The 17,208-nt window shown below is 40.0% G+C and carries 12 protein-coding genes; 1 reads left to right on the top strand and 11 read right to left on the bottom strand.

Annotation, left to right across the window (positions count from 1 at the left end; translation table 11 throughout):
• Nucleotides 1–11: 11 nt before the first annotated feature.
• The 6 genes from EL144_RS07785 to rplY form a co-directional block, all read right to left on the bottom strand.
• A complete protein-coding gene (locus tag EL144_RS07785) occupies nt 12–3,473 on the bottom strand; it encodes an acyl-[ACP]--phospholipid O-acyltransferase (protein WP_005703149.1) in 3,462 nt (1,153 codons plus the stop codon).
• Between the two features lie 10 nt (nt 3,474–3,483).
• A complete protein-coding gene (locus tag EL144_RS07780) occupies nt 3,484–3,795 on the bottom strand; it encodes a hypothetical protein (protein WP_050332683.1) in 312 nt (103 codons plus the stop codon).
• A gap of 28 nt (nt 3,796–3,823) precedes the next feature.
• Nucleotides 3,824–5,146, bottom strand: a complete 1,323-nt coding sequence (gene mukF / locus EL144_RS07775) for a chromosome partition protein MukF (protein ID WP_005703147.1) — start codon at nt 5,144–5,146, stop codon at nt 3,824–3,826.
• 245 nt (nt 5,147–5,391) lie between these two features.
• The gene (locus EL144_RS07770) at nt 5,392–6,270 is read right to left on the bottom strand and encodes a D-alanyl-D-alanine carboxypeptidase family protein (protein WP_032994822.1); all 879 of its coding nucleotides are present in this window, start codon (nt 6,268–6,270) and stop codon (nt 5,392–5,394) included.
• Between the two features lie 116 nt (nt 6,271–6,386).
• Nucleotides 6,387–6,986, bottom strand: coding sequence for a hypothetical protein (locus EL144_RS07765; protein ID WP_050332681.1), 600 nt, complete (start codon nt 6,984–6,986; stop codon nt 6,387–6,389).
• 143 nt (nt 6,987–7,129) lie between these two features.
• The gene (rplY, locus tag EL144_RS07760) at nt 7,130–7,417 is read right to left on the bottom strand and encodes a 50S ribosomal protein L25 (RefSeq protein ID WP_005700451.1); all 288 of its coding nucleotides are present in this window, start codon (nt 7,415–7,417) and stop codon (nt 7,130–7,132) included.
• Between the two features lie 218 nt (nt 7,418–7,635).
• On the opposite strand from rplY, the gene EL144_RS07755 reads away from it, so the two are divergent.
• On the top strand, nt 7,636–8,241 hold the full coding sequence (locus EL144_RS07755; protein ID WP_005703144.1) for a DedA family protein: 606 nt from the start codon (nt 7,636–7,638) through the stop codon (nt 8,239–8,241).
• Nucleotides 8,242–8,375: 134 nt separating this feature from the next.
• On the opposite strand, the gene EL144_RS07750 is transcribed toward EL144_RS07755, so the two are convergent.
• The 5 genes from EL144_RS07750 to glgX form a co-directional block, all read right to left on the bottom strand.
• Nucleotides 8,376–9,311 (bottom strand): CAP domain-containing protein, encoded by a 936-nt coding sequence (locus EL144_RS07750; RefSeq protein ID WP_232010616.1) that lies wholly within the window; start codon nt 9,309–9,311, stop codon nt 8,376–8,378.
• A 118-nt stretch (nt 9,312–9,429) separates the two neighbouring features.
• Complete coding sequence (locus EL144_RS07745; RefSeq protein WP_032994819.1) at nt 9,430–11,895, bottom strand: glycogen/starch/alpha-glucan phosphorylase; 2,466 nt, start codon at nt 11,893–11,895, stop codon at nt 9,430–9,432.
• Nucleotides 11,896–12,017: 122 nt separating this feature from the next.
• A complete protein-coding gene (gene glgA, locus EL144_RS07740; protein WP_005703141.1) occupies nt 12,018–13,457 on the bottom strand; it encodes a glycogen synthase GlgA in 1,440 nt (479 codons plus the stop codon).
• A 300-nt stretch (nt 13,458–13,757) separates the two neighbouring features.
• Complete coding sequence (gene glgC / locus EL144_RS07735) at nt 13,758–15,068, bottom strand: glucose-1-phosphate adenylyltransferase (RefSeq protein WP_032994817.1); 1,311 nt, start codon at nt 15,066–15,068, stop codon at nt 13,758–13,760.
• 27 nt (nt 15,069–15,095) lie between these two features.
• On the bottom strand, nt 15,096–17,105 hold the full coding sequence (glgX, locus tag EL144_RS07730; RefSeq protein WP_032994884.1) for a glycogen debranching protein GlgX: 2,010 nt from the start codon (nt 17,103–17,105) through the stop codon (nt 15,096–15,098).
• Between the last annotated feature and the right edge of the window lie 103 nt (nt 17,106–17,208).

Below are 17,208 nucleotides of genomic sequence, written 5' to 3'. Positions count from 1 at the left end.
CTGTTTTGGGTTTATTCGTTATTTTCTACTAATGTCACGGCGAGCTTTTTCGCCCCTTTGAAATCCACTTTGCCGCTTGCCAACGTTGGGATTTCATCTACTTTAAAGACAAAAGACGGTTGCATTAACGGCGGTATGGCTGAATTTTTTAAGATGTTGATGACCTCATTAATATCTAATTCGGTTTTCACTAAAAGCACAACGGCTTCGCCTTTTTTCTCATCGGGTACATTGGCTGCAGTGAACTGTACATCGTCATTTAATACTTGTGCGATTTGCTCTTCCACACTACCTAAACTGATCATTTCGCCCCCCACTTTAGCAAAGCGGGAATAACGGTCAACAATGGTAATAAAACCGTTTTCATCAATATGTCCTTTATCACCGGTTTTGTAATAACGCACACCGTCGATTTCGGCAATGACATCAGCAGTTTTCTCCGCATCGTTTAAGTATCCTTTCATCACTTGCCCGCCGCCGATTAAAATTAAACCGTCTTCGCCTGTTGCCAATTCCTGCAAACTTTCCGGATCAACAATTTTAATGATGGTGCCCGGCAATGGTAAACCGACGGAGCCCTGCTTATTGAAGGTGAGTTCTTTTAAGGTTTCTTTTTCTAAAATATTCGGCATATTCACGGCAGCAACCGGAGCGGTTTCCGTCGTACCGTAACCTTCATAAATCTCTAAACCGAACTTCAAACGAAATGCTTCTTTCACATCGGTTTTCAGTTTTTCTGCACCGGCAACTACCATGCGAATATTCTGGAACATCAGCGGATGCAGTTTTTTATTCTTAATATAAAGACGGAAGAATGTTGAAGTACCGAATAAAATGCTCGCGTTATGCCGTGCCGCCATTTTCCCAACTGTTGCACCATCCGTCGGATCCGGCACGCTGACCATTTTTACACCCTCACATAAAGGAAGTAACGTTGTCACGGTTAAGCCGAAAGAATGGAAAATCGGTAATGAGTTTAAAATCACATCATCTTTTCTGAAGTTTAATAAGTCACTGATTTGGCGGATATTGGTCAGTAGGTTTTTATGGGTTAATTCAATGCCTTTCGGTTCCCCTTCACTGCCGCTACTAAATAAAATAGTAGCCGTGTCATCCAGGCTTACATCAGCAAAATTAAGCAACTTAATCCAGCTTGCGGGCATGAAAAGTGCGGTCAAAAATGCCAACGTTTTTTGTGTTTTGCTAACGGCTTTGCCTAATTCTTCCATCATCACCGCTTTATCCGCTAACAATGCCTGATAATCAAAGCCTTTACCGCTTAATTTAGTGAGAAATTTTTCAGAAGTGATCACTTGTTGAATATTGGCTTTTTTCAGTGCCAATGCCATGCTTTGTTCGCTCAGGGTGTAATTTAGATTTACCGGTACCTTACCGTTCACGAATAACGCCATATTCACAATGGCACCCATGGCAGAACTTGGCAACAATACGCCGACATTTTTTTCATTAGTCAGGGTTTGTTTAAATAGCTTACTGAAAACCAACACTGCGCTGATAAATTTAGCATTGGTAAGTTCGGTCCCCATGCTATCGGCAACGCATTCACGCAACGAATTACCTTTCGCCATATCCAACCAATGGTGAGTTAATGGTTGTTGGCGCGCAATAAAGTTTTCCCAAGAGGAAAAAGATAACTCCACCACTTTCTGTTTCATGGCAACGTGATCGATAAACTCACGAATTGGTTTACCGAAAGCAACGATAATATCGCGTTTGCCACGCTGTTTAGTGAGTTCCTTATAATGAGCATCAGCACGAGAGAAACTCGAACCCCATAATCCCCGCAAATAGAACGGCACTACACATACATCTTGCCATTCTTTAATGCTAAGCTCATAACCACGTTGAAATTCGTTAATTTGGCCGTTATAGCTAATATGCCCTTCAGGAAATAAGGCCACCACTTCGCCGTTTTCTAAATATTGGCGAATGGTTTCGATACTTTCCTTGCTGGAGCCCGCGCCAATCGGAATCACCTTAAAGAACTTGAAAATCCAAGTGAGATACCATTTGTTATAAATACCACGATACATCACAAACTTAATGGCACGTGGGCTGGCAGCTTGTAAAACTAACCAATCAATCCAACTGATATGGTTACCTAACAATAACACGCCTCCGCTTTGCGGTAAGTTTTTCAAGCCTTCAACATGGAAGCGATAACCGGTTTTTAAAAAGACTAATAAAAATAAACGGGTGAATAGATGCGGCACTTGTAAAATGGCATATAAAGAGCCAATAAAACAGACTACAGCAACAAATATGAATAAACCGGTAGTTGAAATATCCGCATACACAAAAGCGATGCTGAGCAACAAGAAACCAATCATCGCAATGTTTTGCACGAAGTTATTACCGGCAAGGATTTTACCCATGCTAGCTTCCGGTGCGAAGAATTGAATAGTGGCATTCAATGGCACAATCAACAAACCGCCGAATAAACCGAAACAGAACGAACAGAAACTAATAATGGCAACGCTACCGGAAGATGCTAAGAAAAATAAAGATAAGAACAGGCCTAATGCCCCAAGGGGAACAATACCCAATTCAATATGGTATTTCGACATGGCACCGGCAATGTATGAACCAAAAATCAACCCAATGCCGCTGATGGCTAAAATCATTTGAATGACTAATGCGTTGTCGTCATTAAACAACATTTTATAATGTGCAGGGAATGCAGCCACAATAACTTGAGAAACACCCCAGAAAATACTTAGCCCGATAATGCTCAACCAAATATTTTTATCTGAACGCACTAGTTTGACGTTTTCTTTTAAATAGCTTAACGAGAAATATTTTTTAGCACTAAATTGTGTTTTTTCTTCACTTTCTGCCGCTGAGAAGAATGGGAGCTTAAAGGAGAAAATAGCTTCCAAAGCGCTAAAAATAACTATAAGAAAACCAATGAAATAAATACTGGAAAGAATGTCTGATGGATTATCACTTGCTACATAAATAACTTCAAAAATATAAGAAAAAGCAAAGGAACTAAATAAAATCGCTAAAATGGTTAAGGCTTGAATAATCCCGTTCGCCGCCCCCAAATGCTCCGTACCGACAATAGATTTGATAATCCCATATTTAGCCGGAGAATAGACCGCACTTTGGGCCGCCAAAATTAGCGTTAAAATAAAAGCAATTTCAAAAGCGCCGGCCAAATAACTTAGAAAAATCGCAAAAGAAATGAATACACCAACAACGGCAGCATAGCGAATGACTTTGGTATGAGAATATTTGTCGTTAATAAAACCAGCAGGAGAAAATAAGAATACAAACGGCAATAAGATCATTGCATTGACTAATGCGGTTAATACCACCAAGGTATCACCATCAAAACTTTTGAGAAGCACATTTTGAATAGTGATTTTATGTGCCAAATCTACACTGGCATTTAGAAATGCAATGGCTAGATAAGGTAAAAACCCTCGGATTTTCAGTAATTCTTTCATAATGTTTCCGTTATTGTTTTAATTCTCGTTTTTGTTTTTCCAATAAAAATGGTGTCTCATCACAATTCCAATCCTGTGGGGATTTCACGATTTCACAAAATTCGACAATTTTTTCAAATTCTTCATTCGATACGTCAGGACCATAATCCCGCATTACTAGAGGAGCATAAAACATCACTTGGGTTGTAAATTCTTTCTTGATAAAAAAAGCATAATCATCGCCGAACTCACCTTCAATTGTGACGATGCCAACATAAGAATGAAGTAACAATATAACGAACAATATAAGTGCGGTTAAAAATTTAAGCGTTTTGTGTTTCATAAAAAACGTTCCTAAAAACGACCGCACTTTAATATTCGTCAATTACATTAGCCTGCACTTCGGCGCCCTTGTCATTGATACTTTCCCAAATTGGATAAATACCACTTAAATCAGAGCTTGCCATACCTAGACGCACAGCCTGATCCACAACAATACGTGCCACATCAAAATGCTGTGACAATGGATAATGTTCTAATTGCTGTTTTAAAACCAAACTTAAATTTATCGGGCGTTGATGTTCTCGGAAATCCACCAATAAGGTTTGCATATGTTCTACAATTTGCTCGCGGATATCGGCTAAAGATTCATATTGCAATTCTTCAGGCAATTCACCCAGTGCATCTTCTTCACGTAATGCTAATTCTTCATCACGTAAGTCCACTAAACGTTCTGCTTGAGCCGTCCATAAGAACCATGGCTGATCAAAATAATTATGAATGGAATTGCGTAAACGTTGGGAAAATACACGGTTTTTATCCATATCAATAGCAGTACGGATAAATTTATGTACATGGCGGTCATAGCCAATCCACAAATCAATCGCCTGTTGACCCCAGCTGATAATACGGTCTAACTTTGCCTGTAAATTGGTGATTAATTCATCAATAAAGTACAACTCACTACGCCCAATCACACAATCTTGAATACGCAACAACTGTGCTTGTAATTTGTCTCCGGCAGCATTTAAGGTATCTTGTAATTCGCGCAAATTACCGGAAGTTTCATCTAATAATTGTTCACAACTGGAAATAGCGGCCTGCCAATCTTTAGTTAATAACGCGGCGATTTCATCCTTAATGGTCTGCTGATTTTCATCCATAATGCGTTGTGACAAATCAATGCTGTCAAAAATTTCTGCTACGGAATATTTTAAAGGGGCAAACACATTGCGACGCCAATAATGCTCATCACCATTTTCCTCGGCTGCATCAGACGCTCGTTGAATTTCCTCAGCAACAATGGAAAGCTGCACGGAAAGACGCAACGCAGAGAACTCACGTTGACGGATATAATAATCAGAAACTCCCACACCTAAAGGCGTTAAACGATAAATGGCTAAACCTTCGGTGAATTCACTACTAAAACGGTTAAGAAAGCGCTGTTTAACCAGTTCGTTGATGGCATTATTGGCGCGAGTGGCAATGGTTTCTTGGGATTGTTCGAAAGCCGTGGAAATATGACGGAAAATATCCACCAAATCCGTTTCTATCATTTCACCGTCAAAGCGTTCGTTATTATAAATGGCGATGGCGAGTAAAAAGGCAAGACGTTCCGTTGGTAAATTCAACGAAAATTCACGTTCTTTCGCCCATGAAACCAGTTCGGGAATAGTTTGTGATGTTTCAAGCATTAGAGGATCTCACAACACGTTATTTAAACAAAAAATTGCTTGAATTATACAGGATTTTGATCGTTCTAACAGCTTGAAAGTGGTAAGTGCGGTGAAAAAATACAACGTTTTTTCAACATTGATCGCGTTAAAAAACAGAGAAGAAAATATTTAAATAACTGTGTTGATAAATAAAATCTGCAGGATAAAAAAGACTTCTATTAAAAATACACACTCATAAAATGTTGGGCAATGGTAGTACTTCTCTACCCCGCCACCTTTTTAATTAATTCATCCATGCCTTGTTCATCATAGCCTTCTTCATATTGAATATCATCTTCAAAACTCTTAAATTTTCGACCATTTAGCACGGTACAACCGTATTTTTCCAATTTACTTTTCGTAAAATTAGAACGAAATGCAGAAGAACTATTATTCAGGCTGATAACGCCAATGGTGGCTCGATTACAAGGTACACTATTAACAAACACCAAGTTATAGCCTGATTCACGAATATAGCCGGTTTTATTAATAGCTGCACTAAACATCTCATCACGCACCAATTTATTGGTGTTTTTCACAAAAATATTACGTTTTCCTGCTTGAATATAGGCGGTAGAAAGATTTGATAGCGCTTTGATTTCCGGTTTAGCCAAGGAATATTTAGCCAGTTTTACTAAATCCATAGCACTAGAGACATTACTATTGGACAAACCTGAACTGTCGCTAAAACGGGTTGAACGCATCCCTAAGTGTTTAGCTTTTTCATTCATTTTTTTAATAAATTGCTGGCGGGTCATGCCTGCGGAGCGAGACAACGCATGAGCGGCATAATTATCGGAATGTACTAACATCGCTTTTAACAATTCACGACAGGCAATCGGTGTATATTTTGGCAGTTTGGTATGTGTACCTTTAATATAATCGTAATCTTCGTTGGTAATAGATGCCGTACACCGCGGATTTTTATTGTGTTCCAAAAACACATTGGCTGTCATTAATTTTGTGACCGAGGCAATAGGACGCACCGTATTCGGCGCACCACTTTCCAACACTTTATTATGGGTAAAATCATATACCACATAAGATTGTGCCATGACAAATGTCGGCATGAAGAGAAGGAAGGGAAAAATCTTTTTTAACATAGGATATTCTGCAGGATAAAAACTGTGCATTATTCTAGCAGTTTTCAAAGCATAACGTTAAAAAAATCGCCTTATTGCTAAACAATAAGGCGATAGTTATTTGCAATGAACTAAAATTATTTAGCTTGTTGTGCAGGCACAGCTGGAGCTGGATTAAATTTTTGTTCCAATGCAACACTTTGTTTTTGTAACTCTAACATTGCATCTTTTAATTTTTCAGCTTTTTCCATATAGGCTTTTTGTTGCGCTTCAGATGGGCTAGCTAAACTTACATTGGCTTGTTCTACTAATAAATTGCTGGCTAAACCAAGTACGTTTTTAGTTTGTTCTTTAACAGATTTTACAGCGTTTGCTTTGACATCTAACGCGTCTAAACTTGCAATAGTATCTTGTACGGATTTATTGAAAGTATCAATTGCTTCTTGTACTTTCTTGTCATCTTTTGCTTGTACTGCAGCAACTAAATCTTGTTGGAATTTTTGTTGTGCTTGAAGCTGGGCTTGTTCTTGGCCTTTATTCCACTCAACCAATTTTTTGTAATCAGCCGCTTCATCGGTATTGGTATCCGCTTTTGCTGCTTCAGTTGCTACCGGAGCTGATTGAGTTTGAACTGCGGCATCAGTTTTGGTGTCCGCCGCCTTGTCTGCCGGTTTATCACAAGCAGTTAAAAAAAGGGCCAATAAAGCAGTTGCGCTAATTTTGGTGAATTTGTTCATAAAAAAGTCCTTCATTAGTTTATTGATAAGTATTGGCCCAATTAATGAGCAAAATACGGGAATTTAGACAGAAAACAAAATTGTTTGTTCAATAATTATGTTTCATAACGAAAAACTCCGGCAATAAACCGGAGTTTCTATAATTAAGCACGTTTGAAGTCAATGTGTACAAGTTTTGGCTTGAACGGGTGACGTTGCATTGCTTGAACTTTTACTGCAACTTCTTTACCACCAATCACTAATGTGATCACTTCAGAATAGAAAGCATCATGTGCTTGTGCATTGTTTAATTCATCATGATTTAAAATGATGGAAACAGGTTCTTCGCTACCACCGTAAACGATAGCAGGAATTTGACCGTTGTGACGCAGGCGGCGGCTCGCACCCTTACCTTGCGCTGTACGAACTTCAGCGTTGAATTTAAATGCCATTTTAAATGTTCTCTTTTTTAAAGATTAAAATTAAAGAATCGCAGGCGACCCAGCGATTCCACAAAAATTTGCCCAAAGCTTAAACTTTGAGGTCGGCAATTATAATGAATTACCAATTGTAAAGCAAATTAAATCCTGTAATTTTATCCTAGATATTCCAAGGTAAAACAGGATAAAATAACACGTTATTTTTTCATTTATCTAAGAGTATATAATTAATGGAATTTTTAATTAACTTTTTTAGCAACTATGGCTACTTTGCCGTGCTATTTGTTCTGATTATCTGTGGCTTTGGCGTCCCAATTCCTGAAGATATCACTTTAGTTTCCGGTGGTGTTATCTCTGGCTTAGGTTATGCTAATGTGCATATTATGTTAGTTGTCAGCTTATTTGGTGTTTTATTAGGCGATGGCACCATGTATTGGCTAGGCCGAATCTACGGCACAAAAATTCTACGTTTTCGCCCTATTCGTCGCTTTTTAACCTTAGAGCGCTTACGAATGGTACGTAGCAAATTTGACCAATACGGTAACCGTGTGTTATTTGTCGCCCGCTTCCTACCTGGATTACGCGCGCCGATTTACATGGTAGCCGGCATTACCCGTCGCGTAAGTTTTACCCGCTTTCTTTTATTGGATTTTTTCGCGGCTATTATCTCCGTGCCGATTTGGGTGTATCTAGGCGATTTCGGTGCTAGCAATTTAGATTGGTTACATGCACAAATCAAAAAAGGTCAGTCCGTTATCTATATTTTCATTGCCATCTTAGCCGTATTCTTAGCATGGAAATGGTATAAAAGTCGAAAAACAAAATCAGCCAAATAAAAGTGCGGTCATTTTTCGTAATGAATTTAAAAAGACCCCAGACCCCATTCAATCGTGGATGGGGTTTCTTTTCTAAGGTTCGATATTGAACCAATACTCATAATTCTTGGCTTGTCCATTCACTAAAACATTTTTTATTTTAACGTAATAACGCTCGTTATCCCGTGTTCCGCTAACACGCCAAGTACATTACCTAACCCGGCACTATTTGATTGACGAGTAGAATAAGTCACTTCGCTCACTTTTAAGGTTCTTCCATCGGCGCTACTGACTTTAATTTCTGCCCGTGAAAAATCCACTAAAGTGCGGTTAAAATAGTTTTCATTTTTATCGACAATCACTGAAAACGAATGAAACCAATCATGTAAAAACCAGTTGGCCTTATAGTTCTTATATGGATAAGCCACATAATCGGCTTTTGTATTCACCGCACTTTTTCGTTGGTTACCAATATAAATTGTTGCCGCATCCAGTACTCTTTTATTACGATCTATTTTGGTGGAACGTCCATAAGAAATATCACCTAGAAATGGATCCAAAAACCATAACCTATGTCCCAAAGAATACACGTTATCATCAATCACTAACCTATCTATGACTTGCTCGGCAAAATCATCTCTCACAAAAATCAAACTATCCTGACTTAAATGTAAATTGCTTTGACTACTGCCGTTATATCCCTCTTGAGAATAGCATTTCATTCGACTGTTTGGGTAATGATCCAATTTTCCATTTGCTACGGAAATCAGCGCTGATGCGGCTGTCGCACGATCTTTAGACGCGTCATATTTTACTTCTTCCAATCCGTGAGCCCGACGAATCGCATTAAGTTCCTTTAATACCCGCCTTTTTTGATCGGAGGTTACACTCCCCGCATAACAATTTTCGACATCCGGAAAATAATCATAAGTTGACCGCAACATTTTTAACGCAATCTCTTCCGCTTGACTTTTCTCCGCTTCATTGCGATAAGAAAACTCTCGCATTGTATGCACGGTTCCAACTTCGGCATAGACTATGACGGAATGTAACAAAGAGTATAACGATAAAATAGTAAAAATTGGTTTCATTGAAATTCCTTAGTTTAATAAAATGGATTTAAATAAATTCAGAATTGTTAATTTAATTATCATGTAAAAAAAAACCCATCCCTAATATTAGGAATGGGGTTTATTTTTAACCGCTTAATTACCGCGATAATTTTAATGGTTCAACGTGCCAAATATTCTCTGCGTATTCTTTAATTGTGCGGTCGGAAGAGAAATAGCCCATGTTGACAATATTTTGAATAGTACTATCAATCCATGCATCACGGTTTTTATATTTTTCATCCACCAATTTCTGAGTATCTACATAACTACGGAAATCCGCAAAGGCTTGGTAGAAATCATGATATTGCAAACCTTGTAACAATTGCTGATAACGACTTATATCATTTGGCGAGAAACGACCATTAATGATTTGATCAACCACAGTTCTTAATTCTGTATCACGTTGATAAAAATCAAACGGATGGTAACCTTCGTGGCGTAACTGCTCTACTTGTTCTACCGTATTACCGAATATAAAGATATGATCTTTACCAACATTTTCCAGAATTTCCACATTCGCGCCATCTAAGGTACCTAATGTGAGTGCGCCGTTAAGTGCAAATTTCATGTTACTGGTACCGGAGGCTTCCGTACCGGCTAAGGAAATTTGTTCAGAAATATCTGCTGCCGGAATAATCAATTGCGCCAAACTCACACTGTAATTCGGAATAAATACAACTTTCAAACGACCACGTAAACGTTCGTCATTGTTAATCACGTGAGCGACATCATTAATTAAATGAATGGTCTGTTTTGCTGCATAATAGGCAGAAGCAGCTTTACCGGCTAAGATAAAGACTCGAGGTTGCCATTCTTTTTCCGGATGCTCCAACATTTCGTTATAACGGGCAATAATGTGTAATACATTAAGAATTTGGCGTTTATATTCGTGAATACGTTTTACTTGAACATCAAATAAGGCATTCGGGTCAATGTCTACGTCTAATTCTTTTTTCACATAATTTGCCAATCTGACTTTATTCGCATATTTAATATCCGCAATTTCATGTTTCAATTCGGTATTATTCATATGCGCTTTCAGATTTTCAATTTGCGCTAAATCTTTACGCCATTCTTTGCCGATATATTTATCAAACAAGGCCGCCAATTTTGGATTAGCAACAGCGATCCAGCGACGCGGTGTGATACCGTTGGTTACATTGGTGAAACGTTCCGGATAAATACGGGCGAAATCAGCGAATGTGGATGTCACCATTAAATCGGAATGGATCGCCGCCACGCCGTTCACTTTGTGTGAACCGACAACAGACAACCACCCCATACGAATTCTACGTTGATAACCTTCTTCAACAAGAGAAACGCGACGAATAAAATCCGTGTCGGTAGTGACGTAAGTTTTTACGTATTCCAAGAAATGATCATTAATGTCAAAGATCATTTGTAAATGACGAGGCAAGATTTTCGCCATCATTTCGATTGGCCAAGTTTCTAGGGCTTCAGACATCAAAGTATGGCAAGTATAAGAGAAAACACGACGAGTCATATCCCAAGCTTTTTGCCATTCAAAACCTTCTTCATCAATTAACACGCGCATTAACTCAGGAATGGCAAGTGCCGGATGGGTATCATTTAAATGAATTGCGACTTTATCCGCTAAGTTATCCAAGGTAGCATGAGAGCGTTTATGGCGACGGATGATATCTTGCAATGAGGCAGAAACAAGGAAATATTCTTGGCGTAAACGCAATTCACGGCCATTCCAAGTGGAGTCGTCAGGATACAATACACGGGAAATATTTTTAATGGAAGCACGGCCTTCCATCGCAGCAATATGCTGACCACGGTTAAAATCTTCCAAATTAAATAATTCGCCAGCGTGCGCAGACCATAAACGCAAAGTGGAAGCCGAGTCATTCTTATAACCCGGAATCACTTGGTCATAAGCTAATGCCACAACTTGCTCACCTTTATCCCAAATACATTTTTTACCTTCAAAGTGAATGCTACCGCCAAAAGGCACCGTAAAACGTTTGGATGGTCGTATAAACTCCCAAGGCGCACCTTTTTCTAACCACGCATCCGGACGTTCAATTTGCTGACCGTCTTCGATTTTTTGACGGAACATACCGTATTCATAACGAATACCATAACCCATGCCCGGCAAGCCTAACGTTGCAATAGAATCCATGAAACATGCGGCTAAACGACCTAAACCGCCGTTACCTAAGCCAGGGTCCACTTCTTTCTCAATAATATCTTCCAAGTTTACATTTAATTCGGAAAGCGCTTCTTTGGCAAGGTCATAAATACCTTCCGCAATCATGGCATTAGATAACGTTCTACCGATTAAGAACTCCATAGAAAGATAATAAACGCGGCGAGAATCTTCGGATCTAGCTTGACGTGCGGTAGAAATCCAACCTTCAGTTACAAAATCGCGCACGGCATACAATGTGGCATTTAGCCAATCCCGTTGACTGGCTTCTTTTGGTGAACGGCCAATCAGAAAGATAAGTTTATAGACAATCGTCTTCTTCAATGAATCTACATTGATTTCAGGATGATCGTACAGGAATGGAGAATCAAAATTATCCATTATCATAAAAAATAGTCCTCAGTTTAATAATAAAAAACGGATGGAATTTTAATCATTCGAGATAAAAAAACAACCACAATCTTCCGCACAAGGCCTGTTTTTTCCTTGTGCGGAGGATAAGTGTTTCATTACTTGGATAAAATTCGTTGATATAAATGTTGGTAGTGAGTTGCAGAGATTTGCCAACTAAAATCTTGTTCCATTGCAATAACTCGAACACTTGCCCATAAGCGTTGTTTTTTCCATAAAGCAAATGCTGCCTGCAAGGCATGACGCAAATCATCTGCCGTTGCATGAGTGAAGACAAAACCAGTTGCTGTTCGGGTTTGAATATTTTCTACAGAAGCATTAACCACAGTATCGGCTAATCCGCCAGTGGCGCGAACCAGAGGCAACGTGCCGTATTTCAAGCCGTATAATTGGGTTAAACCGCAAGGTTCAAAACGACTTGGCACTAAAATCACATCGCCGCCAGCAAGCATTAAGTGAGACAACGCCTCATCATAGCCTATTTTTACCGCAACGTTTTGTGGGTACGCTTCCGCTAATTGACGAATACCAGCCTCTAAGTGCGGTGCACCTGAGCCGAGAATCGCAAGTTGCCCGCCTTGTTTAACGATTTCATCAGCGCTTTCTAGCAATAAATCCACGCCTTTTTGTTCCGTTAAGCGAGTAACCATCACAAACAATAATGCATCAGATTGTTGAGGAAGGTTGAAATAGGCCTGTAAATCAGCTTTATTTTTCGCCTTACCACCCATGTATTTCAATTTGTATGCATGTTGAATGTAATGATCATGGTGCGGATGCCAAATTTTTTCATCCACACCGTTTAAAATGCCCACCAAACGCCCCTCTTGGTGTAATGTGGATAATAAACCTTGTAAGCCATAAGCAAATTCCGAGGTAGTAATTTCTTTGGCATAAGTCGGACTCACTGCGGTCACGGCATCCGAATAATACAAACCGGCTTTTAAATAAGAAATTTGACCAAATAGCTCCAAACCATCAACATGGAACATGGATTGTGGCAAGCCGATCTCAAATAAATGACGATAATCAAATTGCCCTTGATAAGCCAAATTATGAATAGTGAATACGGATTTCGCCGGATGGCCTTTTTGATGTAAATAAGCGGCTGTGAGCCCAGCGTGCCAGTCATGTGCGTGCACTACATCCGCACGCCACCAGCTGTCCAACCCTGTGGTTAATTCTGCACCGACCCACCCCAATAACGCAAAACGTTTGTAATTGTCACCGTAATCGTTGTAATTGGCATCATGATACGGATTGCCTTCTCGCGCGTACAAATGCGGTGCGTCGATTAAATAAACGCCGACTCCGTTATATTCGGAGTAACGTAAAACAATATGGCCGGCAAAATTATCAAATTCCGCCACCACGCTAGTGTGAGGAATTCCTGCTGCAATGGCTGGATAAGCAGGTAATACAATGCGGGTATCAATGCCAATTTCTTTCTGTGCAAAAGGCAATGCACCCATCACATCGGCCAATCCGCCAGTTTTTAATAAAGGATATAACTCCGAGCAAACGTGTAATACTTTCATTTAATTTCCTAATAACTCTTGATTTATTATGGCGTGTTAATACGCCCTACCCTAAAAAGTGCGGTTAAAATTAAACTTGTTTTTTAACCCTCGTAATTATTTAAATAGCACGCATTTCTTAATGCGCATCTTTACTTCTGAACAAACCTTGTTCACACAAACACACCTCTGGAGGCGCGCGCTATCAACAATGTTGTAATAAAAAATCTTATTTCTGGCGCACTCTTCATAGCGCGCGCCAGAATTAGCTTTCTCAAAGTGCGGTCCAAAATAAAAACATTTTTAAAACCGACCGCACTTTTAGTCTAAATGTTCTTCCGAGAACACTTCCTCACCTTCCAATTTTTTCAACATGGAAGGGGTGACTAAAACCACTTTTCCGGTAGAACTGATACGGAAGCGTTTGCTGTCTAATTCACGATCAACGCCGATTTGCATACCGTCAGGGATAGAACAGTGACGATCGATAATACAATGCTTCAATACACAATTTTTACCGATAGTGACCTCCGGTAACACGACTGAATGATCGATAGTCGAACCTTCATCGATTTTAATGCGATCAAATAAGACAGAATAACTGATAGACGCATCGGTAATCACACAGCCACCGCCGATAAGGGAGTTATCCACCGGCTTAACATTGGCGTTTTTATAGAAGAATTTTGATGGATAAGCTTGTACCGGATTACCGCGAATCGGCCAGGTCTGATCGTAAATATCCAATTGCGGATTTTCAGACACCAAGTCAATATTGGATTGCCAGAAGCTATCCAATGTACCCACGTCACGCCAGTAAATATCACCTTCTGTGTTGCGTCCCATACAGGATCGACTAAATGGATGGGCGTATAACGTGCCTTCTTCCAAGCACTTAGGCAATACATCTTTACCAAAGTCATGAGAGGTACAAGGCGTGTTCACTTCTTTATTTAACATGTTATAGAGATAATCTGCAGTAAACACATAAATCCCCATAGAAGCTAACGAAGTGTCAGGTCTGCCTGCCATAGCCGGCGGGTCTTTCGGTTTTTCGACGAAAGCTTTGACTTTCAAATTTTCGTTTACTGCCATCACCCCGAACTCACTGGCTTCGGAACGTGGCACTTCAATACAACCTACAGTACATTTTGCGCCGCTGGTGACGTGATCTAACAACATTTGGCTGTAATCTTGTTTGTAAATGTGATCACCGGCAAGAATTAAAATATATTTCGGTTTATAGTGATTGCGAATAATCGCCATATTTTGATACACCGCATCGGCTGTGCCACGATACCAAGTGGAATCATCAATTTGTTGACGCGCCGGCAACATATCAATGAACTCGCCACGCTCTTGCGGCAGGAATGACCAACCTTTTTGCAAATGACGTAACAATGAATGGGCCGCATATTGCGTCACCACACCAATGCGGTTTAAACCGGAATTGATACAATTGGAAAGCGCAAAGTCAATGATACGACGATTCCCCCCGAAATAAAGCGCCGGTTTTGCACGTTTATCTGTCAGTTCGTGAAGACGTGAGCCTCGGCCACCGGCTAAAATGAGAACAAGCGTATCTTTGACAAGATCGTATTTGTTGGGTAATTGGGAAAGACTACTTTTCATAGCAAACTCCATTCTTTGTTATCATGATTAATATTTCCGCAACACACAAAACGCCATACCGCTTATTTCAACTTGATGTTGTTGAATCGTTAAGTTTGTTGTACCTGCCACTGCCTTCCATTGTTCATTTACCGTACTTGGTAATATAAAAGACTGTGGTTCTGCTTTCGCATTAACTAAGAGAAGCCATTGCTGATCTAATACCACTTGCAGTGCTTTGCGTTCACGATTATGCCAATCACCGACCTGCATAGGCTCACCGCCAATATTCAGCCAACTGACATTATCATCCGACCACCAAGCATCACGGCATAAACTTTGGATTTGTTTGCGTACCACAATGAGTTGCTTGGTTAAGTCAAATAATTCCTGATTAAAATCCTGCCATCTGAGCCAGGCGATTTCGTTATCTTGGCAATAGGTGTTGTTATTGCCTAATTGGGTATTAGCAAATTCATCGCCCGCTAACAACATCGGTGTGCCATTTGCTAATAACAATGTTGCCAACAAACTGCTTTGCGCTAAAATGCGCTGATTTTCCACCGCACTTTGGTATTCGTCATTAAGGTCTAATTGACTGCCTTCAATGCCGTGGTTGTAACTGTAATTTTCATTGCGACCGTCACGATTTTCTTCGCCGTTGGCTTCGTTATGTTTATGGTTATAACTGGTTAAATCACGTAAGGTAAAACCATCATGCGCAGTAATAAAATTCAATGTAGTGTGTGGAGGGCGAGTTTCCCGTTTAAACAGATCACCAGATCCCGCAAAGCGTTCTGCAAAGGCGCCGACTTCGCCGCTTTTCCATAACCAAAAACGGGTCATATCATCACGGAAACGGTCGTTCCACTCGGTAAAATAATGCGGGAAGTTACCTAGTTGATAACCATAATGCCCGATATCCCAAGGTTCGCTAATAAATTTCACCTGTTGCAAACTCGGTTCTTGAACAATGTCGTCAAACAGTTTGGCATAGTGATTGAAATCCGGCGATTCACGCCCTAACACCGTGCCTAAATCGAAACGGAAACCATCTACATGGCTCTCTTCTACCCAATAACGCAGGCAATCTACTACCCATTTTCGGGTGACATCATTGGATAGATTTAGCATATTGCCGCAGCCCGTCCAATTAATGTATTCCCCTTGTTCGTTTTGCCAATAGTACGTCCGGTCATCAATTCCGCGTTGACTAAAAGTCGGGAAGGTTTTTTCTGATTCTGCCGTATGGTTAAATACCACATCTAAAATTACTTCAATGCCGGCTTCATGCAAAGCTTTCACCATACTTTTGAATTCATATAACGGATTCTCGCTATTCGCTTGTGAGCAATATTTCGGCTCCACGGCAAACATCGCCAACGGGTTATATCCCCAATAATCTTGCAAGCCTTTTTCTTGTAAGTGCGGTTCATTTACGTAGTAATTTATCGGCAATAATTCCACCGCAGTAATGCCTAGCTCTTTTAAATACGCCAAACTGTGTGGATGCGCCAGACCTGCATAAGTACCGCGTAAGGTTTCCGGCAAGGCGGTTTGTAATTGGCTAAAGCCTTTTACATGCATTTCATACACTATGGTTTGAGACCAAGGCGTATTCGGGGCTTTATCATTTTTCCAATCAAATTCAGTGTTAATAATCAGCCCTTTCGGTGCAACCTCAGCATTGTCGCGCGGATCATTTAACTGAAAAATCGACCGTACTTCTGCTGAACTTAAATCCGGTTTTCCCACTACCCCCTTGGCATAAGGATCAAGCATAAGCTTGTTTGGATTGGCCAAAGTGCGGTCATTTTCAGCAGAGATTCTAAAGGCGTATTGCACACCAAATGTCACGCCTGCAAGTGCCAAGTGCCAAACATTGTCTGTCTTCACCATGGCAAAACGCTGTTCTTTTTTGCCTTCTGCAAAGAGACATAACTCCACTGCATCCGCCACAGAGGAATAAAGTGCGAAATTAGTGATAGTTTCACCTTGTTCGATAAATTGGGAATAACCTAGTGGCGTTGGGGTACCGTTATTATGAATTCTAAACATATCTCTTTCACTCTTGCCTAAGGTAACAAGTGCTCCTAGTTTAATCATCATCAACCTCTTTGGGTTGTTGGGGTTGATCGCTTGTTGAAAACACTTATGTATT

The sequence above is a fragment of the Aggregatibacter aphrophilus ATCC 33389 genome (genome assembly GCF_900636915.1).
In the GTDB taxonomy this organism is placed as follows: domain Bacteria; phylum Pseudomonadota; class Gammaproteobacteria; order Enterobacterales; family Pasteurellaceae; genus Aggregatibacter; species Aggregatibacter aphrophilus.
The sequence above is the reverse complement of the archived record's forward strand: the minus strand, read 5'-3'. Positions and strand labels throughout refer to the sequence as shown.